Source organism: Sphingomonas sp. Leaf34 (genome assembly GCF_001421805.1).
GTDB lineage: Bacteria > Pseudomonadota > Alphaproteobacteria > Sphingomonadales > Sphingomonadaceae > Sphingomonas.
On the sequence record NZ_LMLC01000001.1, the window covers coordinates 342,866 to 362,916 of the forward strand.

Sequence of the window (20,051 nt, forward strand, 5' to 3'; positions counted from 1 at the left end):
TCTCGTTTCATCAATCGAAACAGGTACCCTGTAGGGACGTCGTCCTGAATGATGCTTGAATATGAACGGCGTTCGAAGGTTCCGCAGGCTTAACGCCCGCGGCCCTCGAATTCCCTCAGATAGCTGTTGTTCGGCGAAAGAATGATCGACGTCGACCCTTCGGGTGCTGGTCCGCCATCCGCGCCGAACGTGTGCCGGTACGACTGCATCGCGCGGTAGAAATCGTAGAAATCGGCGTCCTTGCCGAAGCTCTCGGCGTAGATCTTCGCTGAATCCGCATCGGCTTGCGCACGCACGATCTGCGCCTGCTTCTGGCCTTCGGCGCGGATCGTGATCGCCTCCTGCTGGCGGGCGCTCGACATGCGCTTGAGCGCGCTTTCGAGCGGCAGGCCGACAGGCAGATTCGCCTGCTTGATCCGGACGTCGACGATCTCGACGCCATATTGGCTCGCGACGCGCTGCAGACCCTTCTGGATGTTGTCCATCAACTCCGACCGCTCGGGGCTGAGCAGTTCGACGAAGCGTCGCTTGCCGAGTTCGTTGCGCAGCGCCGACCCCAGGATCGGGCGAAGCTGATCGGGGATCCGGTCCTCGCTGCCCACCGCATTACGCATCTTGCGCGGATCGACGATCCGGTAGCGCGCATAGGCATCGACCTCGAGCCGAAGCTGGTCGGTCGACAGCACGAGCGTATTGTCGAGTTCGAGATCCTGGACGCGCTTGTCGATCCAGACGATCCGGTCGACGAACGGGATACGCGCGATCAGGCCCGCGCCGGTCTGGCCGAACGGCGTGTCGGGCTGCCAGGCATTCACCGTCCGGATCGGCTGGCCGAACCGTAGGATCACCGCCTGCCTGGTTTCGGGGACGATCGCGAAAGTCGATGCGGCCAGGATGACCAGCAAAAGCGCGACGATGCCGGCCACGATCGGATTGCGGAAACTCACGGCGTTCACTGGGCAGCTCCGGACTGGGGGACAGCCGCCGCCGCGGCCGGCGCGGGCGTGGTCTGGACCGCCTCGGGGTTCGGAAGACGCTTGGCGTTCGACAGGGGCAGATACGGCACCACCCCGCCCGGCGTCTCGACGATCGTCTTGTCGCTCTTGGCGAGCACCGCCTCCATCGTCTCGTAATACATGCGGCGACGAGTCACCTCGGGGGCGAGCTTATACTGTTCGTACACCTTGTCGAACGACGCGGCCTCGCCCTGCGCCCGCGCGACGACCTGCTGCGCATAGGAGCGCGACTGGTTGAGGTTGGCGATCGCCTCCTGCTGTGCGGCGGTGACGGCGTTGAAGTCCTCGACGATCCGGGCGGGCGCGGCGGCCTGCTTGATCGCGACGCCCTGGATGCGGACGCCCGACTTGTAGTCGTTGAGGATCTGCTGGGTCAGCTCGGCAACGCGCTGTTCGATGACCGTGCGCCCCGTCCCGATCGCCTGGTCGAGCGTGGTGGTCGCGACCACCGCGCGCATCGCACTCTCGGCGGCGGCGCGGACCGTGTCGTTTGGCTCGGCGAGCTGGAACACGTAATCGCGCGGATCGGCGATGTCCCAGCGGACCGAATAGGCGAGGTCGATGATGTTCTGGTCGCCGGTCAGCGTCAGATTCTCGCCGTCGCCGACGGGAAAATTGTCGGTGCGGATCTTCTGGACGTCGACCACCGTCACGTCGGCGATCGGCGCGGGCATCGTCAGGCGGACGCCCGGGTCGAGCGTGCCGGCATATTTGCCGAAATAGGTGACGACGCCACGCTGCTGCGGGCCGATCTGGTGCACCGAGGTGAACAGGATCCAGACGACCGCGATAATCGCGACGCCGATCGCCCAGAGCGCACGGGCATTGGCGCCCGACGGCATGCCCCCGAAACCGCCCGTGCCGCCACCGCCGCCGCCGCCCGATCCGCGCGCTTTGCGCAGGAACTCGTCCAGCGCGGTCGGTTTCGCCGTCGTCTTGCGGCCCCCCGGAGGTTGCGCCCAGGGGTTGCGTGGGCCGCTGGTACCGTCGTCACCCGAGCCGCCCCAGGGGCCTTTCGGTGTTTCGGTGGCGAGGATATCGGGGCGCTGGAACCAGCGCGAGAAGATCGTCATACCAACCTTTATAGGTAGGCGCTGGAGGAAAAACAGTGCCAAGCGGCCCCGGCGGCCCTATCTGGCCCCGATGATCAATCTAGAAGCGGTAAAGGCGGCGGTTGCCGCGGTGGCGGGCAAGCGGGCGACCGTCCGGCTCGAAGGGACGCGTGCGGGCATCATCATCGATGCGACCGGGCTCGACCCGCAGGAACGCGATGCGCTCGAGGCGACCGTCCGCATGGCAGCGACGCAGCCCGGCGTCACCGAGGTGCGGATCGCCGTCACCGCCGAACGCTCGACGCGCCGGCTGATCGCGGTCGCCAGCGGCAAGGGCGGCGTCGGCAAGTCGACGCTCGCCGCCAACCTCGCGATCGCCATGTCGCGCGCCGGGCGCCGTGTCGGGCTGGTCGACGCCGATATCTACGGGCCGTCGCAGCCGCGCTTGATGAACGTCGAAGGCACGCGCCCGACCGCGAAGGAGAAGGTGCTCGATCCGGTCCCGACACCCTATGGCGTGCCGCTGCTGTCGATGGGGCAGCTCGTCGAGCCCGGGAAGGCGATCGCCTGGCGCGGACCGATGGCGGCGGGTGCGCTCGGCCAGCTGGTCGAGGCGGACTGGGGCGCGACCGACACGCTCGTGCTCGATCTGCCGCCCGGCACCGGCGACGTGCAGCTGACGATGGTCCAGAAATACCGCCCGGCGGGTGCGGTGATCGTGTCGACCCCGCAGGACCTCGCACTGATCGACGCACGCCGCGCGATCGACCTGTTCGAGAAGGCGGGGATCCCGATCATCGGGCTGGTCGAGAACATGGCGGGCTATGTCTGTCCGCATTGCGGCGAGGCGTCGGACCCGTTCGGCAATGGCGGCGCGGAGGCGGCGGCGCGCGAGCTCCGCATCCCGTTCCTCGGCCGCGTACCGCTGAAAATCGGAATCCGCACCGCCTCAGACGCAGGGACGCCACCCGCGGCGGATCCCGACGATCGCATATTCATGCCGATTGCCGCTCAGGTCGTCGCATGGCTCGGAAAACTATGAAACCAGCGGGCCGGATCGACGTTGTCTGAATACCGGTCGTACCCGACGCGTAGAGTTGCGGTACGAGCGGACCAGGTTTCCCCCGACAGGAGGCATCGATGCCGTTAACCGCCGATGCCGACATCAAGGCGCTGCTCGAAAGCGCGCGGACGATCGCGATGATCGGCGCATCGGACCGTCCCGATCGACCTTCCTACGGCGTGATGGCCAAGCTTCAGGCGCACGGCTACCGCGTGATCCCGGTCAATCCGCAGATCACCGGCGAACATGTGCACGGCGAGTTCGTCTTCCACGACCTCTCGCAGCTCGGCGACCCGATCGACATCGTCGACATCTTCCGCAATTCGGCAGCGGCCGGCGATGCCGTCGATCAGGCGATCGCTGCGGGTGCGAAGGCGGTGTGGATGCAACTCGGCGTTGTCAACGACGAGGCCGCAGCGCGTGCCGAGGCCGCCGGGTTAAAGGTCGTCATGGACCGTTGCCCAGCAATCGACATTCCCCGGCTCGGCGTTGCGAAGATCGACGCTGTTTCCGATATCTGATGCTCGCCGAATGATTCTTGCTGCGCACGGCTAACGCGGTCATCATGAGCGTCGCTTGGCCCGGAGGCGATCATGCTCGCGATGCTGCTATCGATACTGATCGAAGATCCACTGATGACCGCCGCACGGTCGCGAATGGCCGCCGAGCGCCCCTGTCCGCCCAGCGCTGACCAAACCGACATCACGGTCTGTGGTATGCGCAACGCGGATCGCTACCGTGTACCATTAGAAACGCGGACCGTTGATCGCCGGGATATGGTGGCGGAACAGCGCGCGAGCTTGGTCCATGCGCGCACGCCAATCGAAGCCATGAGTCCGTTTCTGGTAGGCGGGGGCAGTGCAGGGGTTCGTGCGACCGTCGGGTTCGGTCCTGGCGAAGGCTCGGGCGACGTGACGGCTAGCGGCATGCGCCCACCTGCACCATGATCCTGTAATGCCAATACCCGCTATACTGTTGATCCTTGCACAGGCGACCGCTCGCGCGCCTGCCGCGCAAACGCCACGTGCCGAGCGTTTCTCGATCCTCGTCGATCCGTGTGCCACCACATCAAGGGACGGCAACGAGGTCGTCGTCTGCGGCACGTCGGCGACCACCACCCCGCGCCTGCCGATGCGCGACGACCGTGGCCCGCCCGATCGCCCGGTCGCTTCCAACCCCGAACTCAGTGCCGTGCGTGCACTGCAACTGGAAAACACGCCCTGTGCGGCGAGCCAATGGGGGTGCCAGGTGGGCTTCGGCCCGCCGATCGTCCCGATCGCGAAGGCGGCGGTCGGGCTGATCAGGAGCACACTCGCGAAAAAGCCGGATAAACGGGACCGCGTACCGATCGACCTCAATGGGCCGGTCGGTACCGTCAACTAGGATGAGGCGCGCGCGATGATCCTGATGACGCTGATGCTGCAAGCCACGATAGCATCCCCTACCTCGACCCTAACACCGCCGCCGCAACGCTGGTCGATCCTCGCCCCGCCCGCCTGCCCCGGTTCGAGCCAGACCGAGGTCGTCGTCTGCGGGACCAACGGCACCCCCGCGCCACGCCTGCCCCTCCCCGACGAACGCCTGCCGCAGGATCGCCCGCGCCAGGCGGTAGGCGATCCGCGCGCGGCGCTCGACAATGCCGGGCCCGTCTGCCCGCCGGGTGGCTGCACCGGGGTCGACCTGCTGACCGTCCCGGTGGTGCTGATCCGGGGCATCGGCGCGCTGATCGATCCGCACAGCTGTTGCGAGAACGGCGAAGGAAAGGATCCGATGGCGCTGCTCCGCGACGTCGGGCGAAAATTCCGGAAGAAGCCCGACAAGGCGAACCGCGTGCCGATCGTGCTGGACGAACCGCCTAGGTAAGATCGTCCTGCCATGCTTCCCCGCGAAGGCGGGGCCAAGACTGGGCTCCCGCCTTCGCGGAAGAACAAGCAGGAGGCTGCGTTACTGTCCTCCACCCCGGCGAAGGCCGGGGCCCATTGGGGGGCGGCACTAACGAAGGGCACGCGTCGTTGCTGCGACCACGCCAATTGGGCCCCGGCCTTCGTCGGGGTGGCCGCCCTGAAGGTATCCGCCCGCCCCTCCCTCAATCCAGAATGTGCATCCACATTGGCTGACCAACGAGGCTCTGCGACCCGCGCAACTTCTCAAGCGCCTGGGCGATCGAGCGTTCCGGGCTTTCGTGGGTGACGATCGCCACCAGGACGCTGCCATCCGAAATCGCACCGCGCTGGATCAGGCTCTCGATCGAGACGCCCGCATCGCGCATCGCTGCGGCGATCTCGGCAAGTACGCCGACCCGGTCGGCAACCGTGAAGCGCAGATACGCCCTGCCCCGCCGCTCGCCGCTGTCCGCCTGGGGCGCCGCAGAGAGCGAAGCGACCGGCATCGCGAACGGGGGCCCGAACTCGCCGCGCGCGATGTCGATCAGGTCGGCGACCACCGCGCTCGCGGTCGGGCCATCGCCCGCGCCAGCGCCCTGGAACAGCAACCGGCCGACGAAGTTGCCCTCGGCCACCACGGCATTCAGCGATCCGGTGACGTGTGCCAGCGGGTGATCCACGGGCACGAGATGCGGATGCACGCGCTGGAACAACCCGTCCGTCCCGGCTTCCGCCAGCCCGAGCAGCCGCACGCGGTAGCCGAGCGCCGCCGCCTCGGCGATGTCCGCGCCCAGCAGGTGCCGGATGCCGCTGACCGCGACGTCGTCGAACGCCGGCTGCGTCCCGAACGCGACCGCCGCCAGGATCGACAGCTTGTGCGCCGCATCGACACCATCGATGTCGAAGCTCGGATCGGATTCGGCAAACCCCAGCGCCTGCGCCTCGGCGAGCACCTCGGCAAAATCGCGGCCTTCCGATTCCATCTTCGACAGGATGAAATTGCAGGTACCGTTGAGGATGCCGTAGACGCGCGCGATCTCGTTCGCCGCGGCGCCTTCGCGCAGGCCCTTGATGACCGGGATGCCGCCCGCGACCGCGGCCTCGAACTTCAACGCGACCCCGGTGGCTTCGGCCGCCTGCGCCAGCTCAAGTCCGTGATGCGCGATCATCGCCTTGTTCGCGGTGACGAAATGGAGTCCTGCCGCCAGCGTGCTGCGTGCCAGCGTCAGCGCCGGGCCATCCGACCCGCCGATCAGCTCGACCACCACGTCGGCGCCCGGCTGCTTTGCCAGCGCAGTCGTGTCGTCGACCCACGCAAACCGCGACAGATCGACGCCGCGATCCTTGCCGCGGTCGCGCGCGGAGACCGCGACGATCTCGATCTCGCGCCCGGCCCGCCGTGCGATCAGTTCGCGGTTCGCATCCAGCAATCGGATCACACCGCCGCCGACGGTTCCGAGCCCGGCAAGGGCCACACGCAATGGTTCGCTCATTTTCGTCCTCCAGTCGCGCGTCCGGTTACGTTTCGCGGGCAGTTTGCGCAATCCTGATGACGCAGGAGCGTTACCCCCCTATCTGACCAACATGTCCGGGCGCTTCGATCACCTCCCCAACCGTCGCACGATCATTGATCGCCGCGCCGTCGCCGAAACCATCGCCACCTTGGAAGGCGTGGACGCAACCGCACTTCGTCGCGATGCGACTGCGCTGCTGAAGGCTGCGTTGGAGAAGGGCCGGATCGAGGTCGAACGTCGGCTGATCGAGCACCCGTCGCGCGGGTTGGAAGCATCGAGCGCGCAGGCCTATCTGATCGACGCGCTGCTCCGCATCCTGTTCGATTTCACGACGCAGCGACTCTACCCCCTGCCCAACCCGACGATCGGCGAACGCCTGACGCTGATCGCGGTCGGCGGCTATGGCCGGGCCGAGATGGCGCCGCATTCCGATGTCGATATCGGCTTCCTGACGCCCGGCAAGCAGACGCCCTGGGCCGAGCGCGTGATCGAATCGATGTTGTACGCGCTATGGGATCTCGGGCTGAAGCTTGGCCAGTCCAGCCGTTCGCTCGACGAGATGGTGCGGCAGGCCAAAGCCGACGTCACCGTCCGTACCGCGCTGCTCGAGGCACGCTACGTCTGCGGCGATACCGAGCTGTACGAACAAGCCTCGCACCGCTTCAAGACCGAGGTCCAGGCCGACACTGCGCGCACCTTCATCGCCGACAAGCTCGCCGAACGCGACGCGCGCCACCGCAAGATGGGCGACACGCGCTACGTCGTCGAGCCCAACGTCAAGGAGGGCAAGGGCGGCCTGCGCGATCTCCACGCGCTGTTCTGGATCGGCAAGTACATCTACGACGTCCAGCGTGCCGCCGAACTCGTTGGGGTCGGGCTGTTCACCAAGGCCGAATATCGCCTGTTCCACCGCGCCGACAACTTCTTCCAGGCCGTGCGCTGCCATCTGCACAGCATCACCGGCCGCGCCGAGGATCGCCTCACCTTCGACCTGCAACGCGAGATCGCCGACCGGATGCGGTTCTCCGATCGCCCCGGCAAGTCGAAGGTCGAGCGGTTCATGCAGTTCTACTTCCTGCAGGCCAAGACCGTCGGCACGCTCAGCGGCGTCTTCCTCGCGCATCTCGACGAAAAGTTCGCCGCGCGCGGGCGGCGCTTCGGCCTGCCGACGATCCGCCGCTCCCCGCGCAAGCTCAACTGCTTCGTGCTCGATCGCGGCCGGCTCGCGCTGCCGAGCGACGACTATTTCCAGACCGATCCCGAACGCCTGATCGAGATCTTCCAACTTGCCGACAAGCACGGCGTTGAGATCCACCCGCTCGCGATGCGCGCCGCCGCGCGGGACGCAAAGCTGGTCGACGACGTCCGCACCAGTCCGACCGCCAATGCGCTGTTCCTCGACGTGCTGACGTCCCCGCGCGATCCCGAACTCGTGCTGCGCTGGATGAACGAGGCGGGGGTGTTCGGCCGGTTCGTGCCCGATTTCGCGCGCGTCGTCGCGCAGATGCAGTTCGACATGTATCATCACTACACCGTCGACGAGCACACCATCCGCGCGATCGGCCTGCTCGCGCGCATCGAGAACGGCGTGCTGAAGGAGGACCATCCGCTCGCAAGCGCGATCTTCGAACAGATCGTGTCGCGTCGCGCGCTGTACGTCGCGGTGCTGTTGCACGACATCGCCAAGGGCCGTGGCGGCGATCATTCGATCCTGGGGGCGGAGGTCGCACAACGGCTGTGCCCGCGCTTCGGGCTGACGCCTGCGGAAACCGAAACGGTCGCCTGGCTTGTCCGCTGGCACCTGCTGATGTCGGCGACCGCGTTCAAGCGCGACCTCAGCGACTTCAAGACGATCCTCGATTTCTGTGACGTCGTGCAGAGCCCGGAGCGGCTGCGGCTGCTGCTCACGCTGACGATCGTCGATATCCGCGCGGTCGGTCCGGGCGTGTGGAACGGCTGGAAACGCCAGTTGCTCGGCGATCTGTACGAAGCCGCCGAAGAGGTCCTCCGGCTGGGCCACAAGCAGAAAGGCCGCGCCGAACGGATCGCCGCCAAGCAGGACCATCTGCGCGACGCGCTCGGCTGGGACGCGGAGTCGTTTGCCACGCTCGTCCACCGCCTGCCCGAAGCCTATTGGATCGCCGAACCCGAGGACGTGCTCGCGCACAATGCGCGCTTCCTCGCGACCACCTTCGATGCGCAGCTCGCGATCGACGCGCATGTCTATCCGGGGCGCGGCGCGACGCTGGTGACGATCTACGCGGCGGATCATCCCGGGCTGTTCTACCGTATCGCCGGTGCGATCCACGTTGCGGGGGGCAACATCATCGACGCGCGCATCCACACGACGCGCGACGGCATGGCGGTCGACAACTTCCTCGTCCAGGATCCGTTCGGGCGGCCGTTCGACGAATCCGGCCAGCTGTCGCGCCTTAAGACGGCGATCGAGGATGCGCTGGCCAACCGCGGCAAGCTGGCCGACCGGCTGGTCGCCAAACCCCTGCCCCGCACGCGCGCGGAGGCGTTCGACATCGTCCCCAACGCGCTCGTCGACAACAAGGCGTCGAACCGGTTCACCGTGGTCGAGGTCAACGCCCGCGACCGGCCCGCGCTGTTGAACCAGCTCGCCAATGCGCTGTTCCAGTCGAAGGTGACAATCCATTCCGCGCATGTCGCCACCTATGGCGAGCGCGCGGTCGACACGTTCTACATCACCGACCTGACCGGCGACCGGATCACCCAGCCCGCGCGGTTGAAGACGCTGGAACGGCGGTTGCTCGCGGCGGCGGCGGGCGAGGATATCGACTTGGCGGCGTGAGCGGGCCCCTGTTCTCCCGCGAAAGCGGGAGCCCAGGGTAGCGGGACGCAGCGCTTGCGACCCGGGACTCCTGCGTTCGCAGGAGAACGGGCGCGCAATTACTCCCACACACGAAAAAGCCGGCCCGCAGAGATCTGCGAGCCGGCTTTTCACGTGGTACTACGCGATCAGAAGCGCGAGCGCAGCGTCAGGCCATAGGTGCGCGGCTCGGCGAGGAAGGCCGAGTAGAGCGCGTTGCCGGTGCCGCCATACGCAGCGACGTTGGCCGACGATCCGGCACCCTGGAACGGCGTGTTGAACGCGACCTGGATGTAGTTCTTGTTGAACACATTCTGTGCCCAGAACTCGAGCGCCCAGATCTGGTCCTTGCCGCGCAGACCGACGCGGGCGTTGACCACCGCGAAGCCATCCTGCTTCTTCTCCGGGGCCAGATCCGAACCCGTGTTGTAGTCGGACGACAGGCGGCTATCGACATAAAGCAGACCCGACAGGCCGTTCGATCCGATATCGGGCGTCCAGGCGAACGACGTGGTCACGACGTGCTTGGGCGCGTTCGACAACTGGCTGCCCGGGAGCAGGAAGAGCGCGCGGTCGAGCGCCTCACCGGTCGTCGAGCTGCCGACCAGGTTCTTGCGGGCAAACGTGTCGGCATAGGTGTAGCCCGCGGTGAAGGTGACCTGCTTGATCGGCGACATCGTCGCCTCGAGCTCGACGCCCTGCGAGATCACGCCTGCCTTCTTCGCCCGATCCGGAGCGCAGGTGCCGGTCTGCGCACCGGTGACGGGGTTGAAGCCGTTATCGCTATCAAGACCGTTGAGGTTGTCCTTACAGCCCTGGACGTTTTGCACGACGAAGATCGAGCCGTTGAACGTGTTAAGCTGGAAGTCGGTGAATTCCTGGCGGAACGCGGCGACGTTCAAGGTGAACTGGCGCGTGTTGAACTTCGCCCCGATCTCGTAATTGTTCACCTTCTCGGCGTTAAAGCGCAAACCTGGCGCATCAGCGTTGCTGCGCGACGAGAGCACGCCGTTGACGCCGCCCAGATCGGACCGGTCGAGATTGTAGCCGCCCGCCTTGTAGCCCTTGGCATAGGAGGCATAGGTCAGCAGCTTGGTGAACGGCTTCCACGAGAGGACCGCGGTGCCGGTGAACTCACCGTCGCCAAAGCTGTCGTTCAGGTTCAACCCGTTCAGCGCCGTGCTCGAATTGCCCGTGCAGGTCAGCGTCACGATGCCCTGTGCGAACGCCGTCGCGCCGCTCTGCGTCTGCGTCAACGGTGCCAGTGCAGCCTGCTGGATCGGGCAGACACTGTTGTTATTGTTGAACGCAGCGTTGAACTTCTTGGTTTCGTGCGTGTAGCGAAGGCCGCCGGTCAGCGACAATGTGTCGGTCAGGTGCAGAATGTTGTGCGTGAAGAACGCGTAGTTTTCGCTCTTCTGCCGGTAGATCGAGCCCGAATCGCCGACGTTGTTCACGCCGCCGCCTAGCCCCGCGCCGCCAGTCAGACGATCAAGAGCTGCGGTAATAAGGCCCCCTGCGGAATTCGGTCCGCCAAAGGCACCGGATACGGTTTGACGCGCAGTAGCACCCGTCGGCAGTATGACTGTGCTATTCAGACAACCTGCCGAATTCTGGCCGAGTGCGGCAAGCGCGGGACTGACGTTCGCGACGAGGCGGCACGCGGCGAACTGGCCGTATTGCGAACCGAACTTCGCGTTGTCGACGAGCTTCAACGTCTCCTTCGAATAGAAGCCACCGACGAGCCAATCGAGCTTGTCGTTGAACAGGGAGCCCTGAAGCCGCGCTTCCTGCGTGAAGGTATGGAACTGACGATAGGCGTTGCCGTCGTCGGCACGGTTTGTCAGATCGACATTGGTATAGTCGATGTCGCTGACATTGCCCGACTTATACTCGCGGTATGCGGTGATCGAGGTGAAGGTCGCGCCGCCCAGATCCCAGTCGGCCTGCACCGAACCGCCATAATCCTTGGTCGTGTTGCGATAGGTCTGGCCCGGCGTCACCGCGACCTGGCGGCTGAACGGATCAGCCTTGTTACCCGCGAGCGGGAACACCGCACCCTGGCGACGCAGGATATCGACGATGCGGTTGCTCGCATTGTTCGTCACCGCGCCATCGGTGTTCACGGTGCCAAAGAATGGCGCGACGCCGGCGGCATTGGCAGTTGGATCGGTCGTCTCGACTTGGCTGTAATAGACCGCGCCGCAGCAGCTTTCCTTGCGATGCGAATAGTCGCCGATCACGCGGAAGCTTAGCTGGGAGGTCGGATTGAACAGCAGCTGGCCGCGAACGAAATAGCGATCGCGGTCGTTGATCCGGCTTTCGGAGCCATTGGCGGCGGTCACGTTCTTGTAGAAGCCGTCGCGCTTCACAAAGACGCCGTCGACGCGGAAGGCGAGCTTCTCGGCGATCAGCGGCCCGGTGATGCCGGCTGCGATGCGCTTCTGATCGTAATTGCCATAGGTCGCCTCGGCGTTGCCATGCCAGTCAAACTCGGGCGAGCGCGTGATGATGTTGATGAGACCTGCCGACGCGTTGCGACCGAACAGCGTACCCTGCGGCCCGCGCAGGACCTCGACCCGGTCGATCTCGCCGAGCTCGTTGAGGCCGACGCCGGTGCGGCTGCGATAGACACCGTCGATAAAGACCGCGACTGAGCTTTCGAGACCGGGATTGTCGCCAACCGTACCGATACCGCGAATACGCGCCGACGCGTTCGATTCGTTGCCCGTCGACGAGATCAGCAGCGACGGTGCGAGCTGGTTGAGCGAGCGAATGTCGCTGCCGCCGGAATTCTGCAGCGCGGCCTGGCCCACCGCGGACACCGCGATGGGTACGTTCGACAGACGCTCCGAGCGTCGGGTCGCGGTGATGACGATGTCGCTCGAGTTGCCGGTTTCGGCGACCGCACTGGCGGCACTGGCAGCGCGCGTCGTATCTGCATCGGTCGCTGCGTTGGTCTGGCCGTCGACCGATGCATTCGCCGTTCCCTGCGACGGTGTGCTCTGCGCCTCGACGGTCGAGGTCGCCTGCTGCGCAAAGACCGGCGTCACGAGTGCCGTGGTTGCTGCGGCGGACAACAGATATGCGATCATGCGCATCGGCGTTCTCTCCTGAGTGTTCGAACTTTTCGAACTTATGGTTTGGACGTTAGGTAGAGGCCTTCTGTTGTTGGCGTCTAGCGATTTCCGCATACGGAAACCGATTTTTGAACATTGTGTCTCAAAACCGCCACACAGTGGCAGCCAGCAAACCCTATTTTCAAATCACAACTGATGTGACGTGATTGTACCGGGCTCTTGCGGCTCTGGAAGCGCCCCGCGAAGACCTACGATCGTAGCAATATGACGAATTTGGACAGGTCGGTCCCACTGCGCGCAGGCGCCTCCCAAGGCATTCGTGCGCTACAGGGGCCGCAGAGCACGCCCATAGACCTCATACGGGTGCCACGCTTACATGACACAGCACTAGGCGCCCCCCAAGACGTGGAGGGCGTCAGGCATGATCAAACTATGTTAGGGCGGCGAGCCGCCGGGTTACGCCTGCGCGAAGACCTTCGTGCCGACGATCCCGACGACGGTGAGCGCCATAAAACAGGCCTGGATACCACTGACCTTGTCGCCGAACAGCAGCACGCCGCCGATGATGACACCGATCGCGCCGGCCCCCGTCCAGATCGCATAAGCGGTGCCCGCCGGTAGGCCGCGCATAGCCAACGCGAGCAGGCCCATGTTGACGAAGCTGAGGACGATCGGGACGCTCGACGCCTGCCACGTGGCGATGGTGGCCGCCCATTTCAGGCTGAGCGCCCAACAGATTTCGGTGACGACGGCGACCGCGAGGATGAGCCAGGACATGATTCTTCTCCAACGGGCTCAAATTGGAGACTCGGCCGCCGGAAACCCGGGAAGAGACGGCCGTCGAAAATGTTAGCGCGGGAGGGACACGTGCCCTCACCTTCCCACTGCTTCGCAGCGGGCCCCTTCCTCTCCCCCGAGGGGAGAGGAGAAGACTTAGTTCAGGCGACCGAGCCCCGAGATCGAGCGGTCGACCATCAACCGGTCGGCGGCGGCGTCGTGATGCTCCGCGATCAGGATACCGGCAGCCTTGGCCGCAGCATCGGCGGCGCGGGCGCGGACTTCGGCGATCGCGGCGCGTTCGGCGGCCGCGATCTTGTCCTCGGCCATCTTGGCACGACGCACCATCAGGTCCTCGGCGCCCGCCTTGGCCTTGGCGATGATCGCCGCGGCCTCGTGATGCGCATGAGCCTTCATGGCTTCGGCTTCGGCGTGCGCGGTCTTCGCCTTGGCCTCGTACTCGGTGCGGATCGCCTCGGCTTCGGCGCGGAGCGCCTTGGCTTCGTCGAGCTGCGTGCGAATGCCAGCAATGCGCGTATCGAGCATCTTGCCGATCATCCCTGGAACCTTCTTCCAGATCATCAGCAGGATCACGACGATCATCGCAACCGCAACCCAGCCGGTCGAGGTCAGGCCAAGCGCGGTCGGATCGGCGACATGCTCGACGCCACCGGGCGCGGTCGTGTGGCCCTTTATACCCTGGTTGTCGATCGCACCTTCGGGCGCCATGCCCTCTTCATGGATGACCTTTGCGGCCGAATCGGGATTAGCCATGCGCCGTCGTCCTGCGTACCGCGTCGCTCGCCGCATCCAGGCTGACCTGGAGGCCGGCGACCTTTGCGGCCAATTGCTGTGCTGCTTCGGCGGCGACGCCCTGAAGGTTCGAGAGTGCCTCGGCCTTCGCGTTCGCGACCGCCAGATCGTGGTGCCCCAGACGCTCGGCGAGATCGGCGTCGGCAGCATGGACCTGCTGCTCGAACGCCAACGCCGCCCGCTTCGCAGCGGCGGCCGTCTCGGCCTGCGCCGCGGTACGTGCCGCGTCCATTTCTGCCTGCCAGTTCGCCTGGACCGTATCGGCCTGCGCACGGGCAGCGACTGCCGCCGCCAGATCGCCGGCGATCCGGCCTTCGCGCGAGTCCACGTTGGACACGATCTTTGGCACCATTCCCTTACCGATCCCGAAATACAGGATACCGAAAGTGAGCAGCAGCCAAAAGATCTGCGAGGCGTAGGTAGCGGCTATCTGGGCAATCTGGGGCATTGGTGTGTCCTGCGTTAATCCGGCCGGGCGCGGTTGCCCGGCCAAATCACCGAGTGGTTAGGCGACGAACACCAGGATGATCATGGTGACGAAGGCGAGCAGGCCGAGAAGCTCGGCGGCTGCGAAACCGATGAACAGACGGCCCTGCTGGCTGTCGGCTGCGCCTGGGTTGCGGAGAGCGCCGGCGAGGAACTGGGCGAACACGTTGCCCACGCCGAGGGCTGCGAGGCCCATGCCGATCGCTGCGAGGCCAGCACCGATCATCTTTGCTGCTTGTGCGTCCATGATAAATTCCCTTTGAAAAACAGTTTAGGTGATGGAAAAACTTAGTGAAGGTTGACCGCGTCGTTCAGATAGACCGACGTCAGCAACGCGAACACATAGGCCTGGATCGCGGCGACCAGCAGCTCGAGCAGCGTAATGCCGACCATCAGCAGCATGCTCGGCGCGCTCACCAGACCGATATACATCCCGCCGAGGCTCAGGCCGTTGATCACGAACGCGGCCAGCACTTTGAGCAGGATATGGCCCGCGGTCATCGCCACGAACAGTCGCAGGCCGAGCGAGAACGGACGCACCAGGAACGACATCAACTCGACCACGAAGATCAGCGGGATCATCAGCGCGGGCGTGCCGCTCGGCACGAACAGCGAGAAGAAGTGGAAGCCGTGCTTGCCGAAACCGACGAGCAGGACGATCGCGAAGCTGATCAGCGCCAGCACGCCGGTGACCGTCATGTGGCTGGTCACGGTGAACGGGTGCACGCCGGGGACGATGCCGAACGGCAGCAGGCCGATGATGTTGGCGAACAGGATGAACATGAACAGCGAGAAGACATAGGGCACGAAGCGCTTGCCGCCCGGGCCGACATTCTGCTCGAGCATGCCCGAAATGAAGCCGGTAAAGCCCTCGACCGCCATCTGCCAACGACCGGGGACGAGCTCGCGCTTCATCCCGCCGATCATGAACGCCCACAATGCGACCAGCGTCACCACCATCCACAACGCGGAATTGGTGAAGGACAGGTCGTAACCACCTACGATCCAGTGCGAGCCGAACGCCGGCTCGATCAGGAACTGGTGCATCGGATCGATCTTGCCGCCCTGTTCTGCCGCCACGTGGAATCCCTGCCGTCTTGATACGACAAACGCCCGGTTACTCCGGGCGTTCGCCTGAAATTCGAATGATCTGCCTGAACGCGACCGCTATCCCGAGGAACAGCAACACGATCAGTCCCCAAGGGCCAGTACCGAACCAGCGGTCAATCAACCAGCCGATCAGCGCACTGCCGACGAGACTCCCAATCAGGGCGGAAATGACGCGATTGCCTTGCGAGTATCCCCGCTCGGCGTCCGCCCCCTTCTGCCCCTTAGCGAGCGTCTCCCGAGCCTTGACCTCTCTCAATCGCTCATCGAGCGCGGAAAGTCGCGGATCGTCAACACCCTGGGGGTCCTGTCCGGGTTCGATCTCCGCCACGCACGTTCCTCCACCTGATTTCGCATCGGGGAGGAAGCAAGCAGCGACGAGCGATCCCGCCAAGGCGCGGTCCGTTTAGAAAAGGGGGGGGTGCAAGTCAACCGGTGTGACAGGGGTGTCATCAATGCAGCGGGCAAACTCGCAATCCTCCCCCGCCAGGGGGAGGTGTCGCCGTAGGTGACGGAGGGGGAGGAAAGGCAACCTACGTTTCGCCTTCCTCCCCCTCCGTCTGACAAGCGCCAGCCACCTCCCCCTGGCGGGGGAGGATTACGGTATCATTCACACGCAGCGCGAATCGCGGTCGGGGGCGCCAGCGGTGCGCGTCTTCCAGACGCCGTTCGGGGTCTTGTACTTTTCACCGGGATTGGTCTGCAGGATCAGGTTGCAGCCGCTGGTGAAGGCGAGCTGCTCGACCGTCGCGCCGCTTGCCTGCGCCTTTTGCGTGTACGCCGACTTGCGCTGGATATTGATGTTGTTGACCAGCGCGCGCAGCTCGCCGCTCGCCGCGCCGACGAGGCCGAGATAGCCGTCGGGCTGCTCGCCGACCTCGCCGCCCGCGCGCGCCGCGGCATAGGCTGGGTCGCGCTGCGCCGAGGCTGCCACCGAAAGGCCGCCGAGAGCCACCGCTGCGGCAACCATCATCATGACCTTGGTCTTCATCTTAGAATATCCCCGGATTCTGCTGGATCAACGATTTCGCCTCGCCATCGAGACGATAGACCACTTCCTGCGTGACATTGATGTTGAGGTTGATCTCGATCGGCTTGTCGGGGGCCGACACGTTGATGCAGCCTGGCAAGGCGGCAGCGGTCGTCACCATGAAAGCGATCGTCCTCGTCATCCTGTGCAAGATCGGCCTTTGCTCCAGCTTCTTCAATCCTGTTTCGGTCATGGCACAATACTGCTTTCCGGGGCCTGAATGGTGGGGAGTTTGGGAGGAGGCGGCGCGGCTTGCTGCTGCAGCAACGCGGGCAGGTTGCGCTGGATCAACCGCTTCGGATCGTAGAAGCTCTGCGCCGAATCGAGCAGCCCACGGAACGGCGCCTTGATGCGGATATTGAATACGAACGGCAGCTTTTGCAGGCGGTGAACGATGAAGTTCGATTTCGCGCCCTCGCCCTGGCTGATCCCAGCGAAGCGCACGTCGGTGACCATCTCGCCGGCGAGCGGGCCATTCATGCCGACTCGCAGTGACTGGTAGCGCAGCGACTTGAGCGCCTGAAACGCGATGTTCGCCCAGATGCCGAGATCTTTCTGGCTCAGGTCGCCGACATAGGCGAGCGTCCCGCCGCCCGGCCGCACGCGCAGGTCGCCGCCCTCGATCCGGCCGCCGGTCTCGTCGAAGATCATTGGCAGCACGCCGTCGAAAATCCCGGTCGCGTCGAGATTCTTGAAATCGAACTGCTGGAGGAATTGGTCGGCGGCCATGTTGGCGACGTGGAACGTCATCCGCCGCTCGGACGCCGCGGAGAAATCGAGCAGCGTCGGGTCGAGAGTCAGCGATCCGCCCGCGAACGGCCATGCGCCGCCCTCGACCTGGACGCGCGCGCCGGGCAGCGTCTGGTAGCGGATCGTGCCGTCGGTGACGGGGATGCCGGGGTTGAGCGTGCGGATCGTCGCCACCTGCCCCGGCGCGCTCTGCAGATTGAGCAGGTCGGTGAAACGGATCTCGGTCGCGATGCCCGTCACCGGGCCGAACGCGGCGGCGAGGTCGGTGCCAGCGGTGCGGAACACGCCATTGCTCGTCACGCCATCGGGGTTCCAGGCGATATGCCCCTCGCCGCTCACCGAGCCGTTGACGTCGGCGATCACGCCGAAGGTCAGCGGGGTGAGCGTATCGGGTTGCAGCCTGTCCTTGGCGAACGCAATTCCGGGGACGATGAGGTCGGCCTTGCCCGCCCCTGCCCCGAGCGCGTGGGCGAGCGTGACATCGGCGACCTTGGTGTTCGTCGTCGGCTCGACCAGCGTGCCCGCGGCGGTGATACTGCCGTCGACCAGCGCGAGCGTCACGGTGCGCGCGGCGAGCGGCTTGAACCGCGGGGTCGGTGCGGCATCGGACACACCCATCGCGCCGGTGAGGTTGAGCGCACCGCCGACCAGCGTCCAATCGCCGGCCGCATCGCCGAGCAGCAGCGGCACGTTGGCGATCTGCCCCGCGCCGCCGGTGAACGCGCCCGCCAGCCCTCGCGCGGTCATGCGACCGGTGACGGTGCCGAAATCGAGTCGCGTGACTCGCTCGGGCGCACCGATCCGCGTCTGCACGCGCTCGATCGCAAACCCGCGATCGGCGAGCCTTACGGTCGCTCCGGCGGTCGCGAGCGTGATCGGCGTGGTGCCGAGCCGTCCGGTCAGGCGTGCCGCTGCGATCCGGGCGCCGCCGCCGATCCGCGTGCCCTTCACCTGCACCAGCGCGCCGTCGACCGGGCACAAAGTCAATCGCGACGGGTCGAGCACCAGCCCGGATAGCGCAAACCGCTGCACCGCCAGGGGCGTGCAACCGGTGTTGACGACCAGTCGCCCGCGACCGTCCCACAGCGCGGCGACCGGCATCGCCAGGCCATCGACCCGGTTGGCAGACCCGCCGCCGCCGATCGGCCCAGAAAGCGTCACGCGCGTCGCGATCGACGTCGCGCCACCCGGCGTCGCGCTGAAGGTGACGGGGGTGAGCGCCAGACGCGCGGCCCCCGCCGCATAGGGCGCGATGGTGGCCACGCCGCGGATCGCCGCGCCGGGTTTCACCTGCGCGAGCGACACGCGCGCCTCGGGCAAGCCGCCGCCGCGCATCGCGAGAGTCGTGTCGAGCCGGACGCCGCCATTCGGCCAGTCCAGCGCGACCCCGCTCCCGCCGCCGAGCGCCACGCGCGCACCGCTGGCAGACGCGAGCGACAGACGCGACAGCAAAACCTTGCCGCGTCCGCCCTCGATCTGCATGCGGACGTCGGCATCCGCCGCAAACCCGCGACCTGCCTTCTGAATCGCTTGCACTGCGGCGGTCGCCAGTGGTGCAACCGGCGCACCTGGGGCCGCGCCACCGATCCCCGTCAGTCCGGCGAGTCGTTTTTGCGCCACGGCGGCGCCGCTCGCCTGGACGCGCCCGTCGAAGGCGATCTGCTCGCCGATCCGGTATGCGCCAGCGACCGAAACGCGTCGCGCGCCGCCTTCGAGGGTGCGAACGGTTTTCGCAGCAATGTCCACTTTCCCTGCGCTCGCCGCCGCACTTCCCGTGAAGGCGATCGTGCCGCTCGTGCCCGCCAAGGTGCCGCCCGGCGTCCGTGCCGCGCCCGTCGTGAGCGTGGCCTTGCCCTGCCAGCGATCGAGCGCGGCGGAGAAGCCGACGTCGAGGTCTGCCACCAGCCGGTCGACTCGCGTCGTGCCACAGGCGAGCCGCGACACGCGCACCGGCCCCGTGACGGTCGGTTTGGCGGCGTCGATCCGCAGCTTGACGGTCGCCGCGAGCCTGTCGATTGCGCACCCACCGATATCGAGCCGCTCGCTGATCGCCGCGAGCGTGCCGCGAAACCCGTCGTCGAGCTTGCCCGACCCGACCAGCTTCAGCCCGACGATCCCCTGCGGAGTCTCGAGCCGCATCCGCCCATCGGCGACCGAAACATCAAGGGCGGGCAGCGCAAATGGCTTGCCCGACGACGCCGGCAGCAATTTGTCGATCGCACCGAGCGAGACTTTGCCTTCAACCAGCCGGCCGCGCAGCCGCACCTTCCCCGCGCGCACACCCTTCAGATACGGCCCCGACAAGCCGACGCCCGTCCGTGTCTCGACCCAGTCGGCGACGAGATCGGGATGCGCCGGATCGCCGATCACGACGTTGGTCAAGCGCTGGCCGCCCAGCGCCAGGTCGGCGATGGCGTAGCGCGCCGGCACGCCGGCCTTGGCGAGCTCGCGGTCGATGAACCCTTCGGCGATCGGCTTGCGCACCAGCCAGAGCACGATCAGCCCCGCGAGCAGAAGCAGTGCGACCACCAGCGCGACGCGGCGGGCAGTCGCAGGACGGCGAGGGTTGGCCCCTGTCTCGCTCGTCTCGCTCACCCACGCACTCCGCTACAGTCGAAGCCCTGCATAGGCGGGTGCAGGGGCG

Annotated in this window: 19 protein-coding genes; 6 read left to right on the forward strand and 13 right to left on the reverse strand. The window is 66.0% G+C overall.

Annotation, left to right across the window (positions count from 1 at the left end; translation table 11 throughout):
* Window positions 1-89 precede the first annotated feature (89 nt).
* Both hflC and hflK read right to left on the reverse strand, forming a co-directional pair.
* Window positions 90-947, reverse strand: a complete 858-nt coding sequence (gene hflC, locus ASF00_RS01570; RefSeq protein WP_055873192.1) for a protease modulator HflC — start codon at window positions 945-947, stop codon at window positions 90-92.
* Window positions 948-952: 5 nt separating this feature from the next.
* On the reverse strand, window positions 953-2,089 hold the full coding sequence (gene hflK, locus ASF00_RS01575; protein ID WP_055873195.1) for a protease modulator HflK: 1,137 nt from the start codon (window positions 2,087-2,089) through the stop codon (window positions 953-955).
* Between the two features lie 70 nt (window positions 2,090-2,159).
* On the opposite strand from hflK, the gene ASF00_RS01580 reads away from it, so the two are divergent.
* From ASF00_RS01580 to ASF00_RS01595, 5 genes are all read left to right on the forward strand, one after another.
* On the forward strand, window positions 2,160-3,110 hold the full coding sequence (locus ASF00_RS01580; RefSeq protein ID WP_055873198.1) for an Mrp/NBP35 family ATP-binding protein: 951 nt from the start codon (window positions 2,160-2,162) through the stop codon (window positions 3,108-3,110).
* Window positions 3,111-3,208: 98 nt separating this feature from the next.
* On the forward strand, window positions 3,209-3,652 hold the full coding sequence (locus ASF00_RS01585; protein ID WP_055873201.1) for a CoA-binding protein: 444 nt from the start codon (window positions 3,209-3,211) through the stop codon (window positions 3,650-3,652).
* 72 nt (window positions 3,653-3,724) lie between these two features.
* Window positions 3,725-4,078 carry a hypothetical protein gene (locus tag ASF00_RS18195; protein WP_156348128.1) on the forward strand — a complete coding sequence of 118 codons (354 nt, stop codon included), beginning with the start codon at window positions 3,725-3,727 and terminating at the stop codon, window positions 4,076-4,078.
* 28 nt (window positions 4,079-4,106) lie between these two features.
* Window positions 4,107-4,514 carry a hypothetical protein gene (locus ASF00_RS01590; protein ID WP_235525540.1) on the forward strand — a complete coding sequence of 136 codons (408 nt, stop codon included), beginning with the start codon at window positions 4,107-4,109 and terminating at the stop codon, window positions 4,512-4,514.
* A 15-nt stretch (window positions 4,515-4,529) separates the two neighbouring features.
* Entirely contained in the window at window positions 4,530-4,994 is a 465-nt protein-coding gene (locus ASF00_RS01595) for a hypothetical protein (RefSeq protein ID WP_055873207.1), read from the forward strand.
* Between the two features lie 223 nt (window positions 4,995-5,217).
* Here the strand turns inward: ASF00_RS01595 and ASF00_RS01600 are convergent, their stop codons facing one another.
* Window positions 5,218-6,507, reverse strand: a complete 1,290-nt coding sequence (locus tag ASF00_RS01600; RefSeq protein WP_055873210.1) for a homoserine dehydrogenase — start codon at window positions 6,505-6,507, stop codon at window positions 5,218-5,220.
* Window positions 6,508-6,598: 91 nt separating this feature from the next.
* On the opposite strand from ASF00_RS01600, the gene ASF00_RS01605 reads away from it, so the two are divergent.
* Window positions 6,599-9,346 carry a [protein-PII] uridylyltransferase gene (locus ASF00_RS01605; RefSeq protein ID WP_055873213.1) on the forward strand — a complete coding sequence of 916 codons (2,748 nt, stop codon included), beginning with the start codon at window positions 6,599-6,601 and terminating at the stop codon, window positions 9,344-9,346.
* Between the two features lie 167 nt (window positions 9,347-9,513).
* Here the strand turns inward: ASF00_RS01605 and ASF00_RS01610 are convergent, their stop codons facing one another.
* The 10 genes from ASF00_RS01610 to ASF00_RS01655 all read right to left on the reverse strand — a co-directional run bounded on the left by ASF00_RS01610 (window position 9,514) and on the right by ASF00_RS01655 (window position 20,002).
* Window positions 9,514-12,465 carry a TonB-dependent receptor gene (locus ASF00_RS01610; RefSeq protein WP_055873216.1) on the reverse strand — a complete coding sequence of 984 codons (2,952 nt, stop codon included), beginning with the start codon at window positions 12,463-12,465 and terminating at the stop codon, window positions 9,514-9,516.
* 435 nt (window positions 12,466-12,900) lie between these two features.
* Window positions 12,901-13,221 carry a DMT family transporter gene (locus ASF00_RS01615; protein ID WP_055873220.1) on the reverse strand — a complete coding sequence of 107 codons (321 nt, stop codon included), beginning with the start codon at window positions 13,219-13,221 and terminating at the stop codon, window positions 12,901-12,903.
* Window positions 13,222-13,377: 156 nt separating this feature from the next.
* Window positions 13,378-13,950, reverse strand: a complete 573-nt coding sequence (locus ASF00_RS01620; protein WP_200910479.1) for a F0F1 ATP synthase subunit B family protein — start codon at window positions 13,948-13,950, stop codon at window positions 13,378-13,380.
* A gap of 37 nt (window positions 13,951-13,987) precedes the next feature.
* Window positions 13,988-14,482, reverse strand: a complete 495-nt coding sequence (locus ASF00_RS01625; protein ID WP_055873226.1) for a F0F1 ATP synthase subunit B family protein — start codon at window positions 14,480-14,482, stop codon at window positions 13,988-13,990.
* Window positions 14,483-14,539: 57 nt separating this feature from the next.
* A complete protein-coding gene (locus ASF00_RS01630) occupies window positions 14,540-14,767 on the reverse strand; it encodes a F0F1 ATP synthase subunit C (protein ID WP_055873230.1) in 228 nt (75 codons plus the stop codon).
* 41 nt (window positions 14,768-14,808) lie between these two features.
* Window positions 14,809-15,567: a F0F1 ATP synthase subunit A gene (locus ASF00_RS01635; RefSeq protein WP_055875204.1), complete on the reverse strand. Its 759-nt coding sequence runs from the start codon at window positions 15,565-15,567 to the stop codon at window positions 14,809-14,811.
* 70 nt (window positions 15,568-15,637) lie between these two features.
* Window positions 15,638-15,958, reverse strand: a complete 321-nt coding sequence (locus ASF00_RS01640) for an AtpZ/AtpI family protein (protein ID WP_055873233.1) — start codon at window positions 15,956-15,958, stop codon at window positions 15,638-15,640.
* 279 nt (window positions 15,959-16,237) lie between these two features.
* The gene (locus ASF00_RS01645) at window positions 16,238-16,618 is read right to left on the reverse strand and encodes a YdbL family protein (RefSeq protein ID WP_055873236.1); all 381 of its coding nucleotides are present in this window, start codon (window positions 16,616-16,618) and stop codon (window positions 16,238-16,240) included.
* Between the two features lies 1 nt (window position 16,619).
* On the reverse strand, window positions 16,620-16,799 hold the full coding sequence (locus ASF00_RS01650) for a YnbE family lipoprotein (RefSeq protein WP_055873240.1): 180 nt from the start codon (window positions 16,797-16,799) through the stop codon (window positions 16,620-16,622).
* 47 nt (window positions 16,800-16,846) lie between these two features.
* Window positions 16,847-20,002 carry a YdbH domain-containing protein gene (locus ASF00_RS01655; RefSeq protein ID WP_055873243.1) on the reverse strand — a complete coding sequence of 1,052 codons (3,156 nt, stop codon included), beginning with the start codon at window positions 20,000-20,002 and terminating at the stop codon, window positions 16,847-16,849.
* Window positions 20,003-20,051: the final 49 nt, after the last annotated feature.

Bases quoted from the DNA above. Each gene is read 5' to 3' on its own strand.
- ASF00_RS01610 (WP_055873216.1), bottom strand. From the start codon at position 12,465: ATGCGCATGATCGCATATCTGTTGTCCGCCGCAGCAACCACGGCACTC.
- ASF00_RS01620 (WP_200910479.1), bottom strand. From the start codon at position 13,950: ATGGCGCCCGAAGGTGCGATCGACAACCAGGGTATAAAGGGCCACACG.
- ASF00_RS01650 (WP_055873240.1), bottom strand. From the start codon at position 16,799: ATGACGAGGACGATCGCTTTCATGGTGACGACCGCTGCCGCCTTGCCA.
- ASF00_RS18195 (WP_156348128.1), top strand. From the start codon at position 3,725: ATGCTCGCGATGCTGCTATCGATACTGATCGAAGATCCACTGATGACC.
- hflK (WP_055873195.1), bottom strand. From the start codon at position 2,089: ATGACGATCTTCTCGCGCTGGTTCCAGCGCCCCGATATCCTCGCCACC.
- ASF00_RS01630 (WP_055873230.1), bottom strand. From the start codon at position 14,767: ATGGACGCACAAGCAGCAAAGATGATCGGTGCTGGCCTCGCAGCGATC.
- ASF00_RS01585 (WP_055873201.1), top strand. From the start codon at position 3,209: ATGCCGTTAACCGCCGATGCCGACATCAAGGCGCTGCTCGAAAGCGCG.
- ASF00_RS01600 (WP_055873210.1), bottom strand. From the start codon at position 6,507: ATGAGCGAACCATTGCGTGTGGCCCTTGCCGGGCTCGGAACCGTCGGC.
- ASF00_RS01580 (WP_055873198.1), top strand. From the start codon at position 2,160: ATGATCAATCTAGAAGCGGTAAAGGCGGCGGTTGCCGCGGTGGCGGGC.
- ASF00_RS01645 (WP_055873236.1), bottom strand. From the start codon at position 16,618: ATGAAGACCAAGGTCATGATGATGGTTGCCGCAGCGGTGGCTCTCGGC.
- ASF00_RS01635 (WP_055875204.1), bottom strand. From the start codon at position 15,567: ATGCACCAGTTCCTGATCGAGCCGGCGTTCGGCTCGCACTGGATCGTA.
- ASF00_RS01595 (WP_055873207.1), top strand. From the start codon at position 4,530: ATGATCCTGATGACGCTGATGCTGCAAGCCACGATAGCATCCCCTACC.
- ASF00_RS01615 (WP_055873220.1), bottom strand. From the start codon at position 13,221: ATGTCCTGGCTCATCCTCGCGGTCGCCGTCGTCACCGAAATCTGTTGG.
- ASF00_RS01625 (WP_055873226.1), bottom strand. From the start codon at position 14,482: ATGCCCCAGATTGCCCAGATAGCCGCTACCTACGCCTCGCAGATCTTT.
- ASF00_RS01605 (WP_055873213.1), top strand. From the start codon at position 6,599: ATGTCCGGGCGCTTCGATCACCTCCCCAACCGTCGCACGATCATTGAT.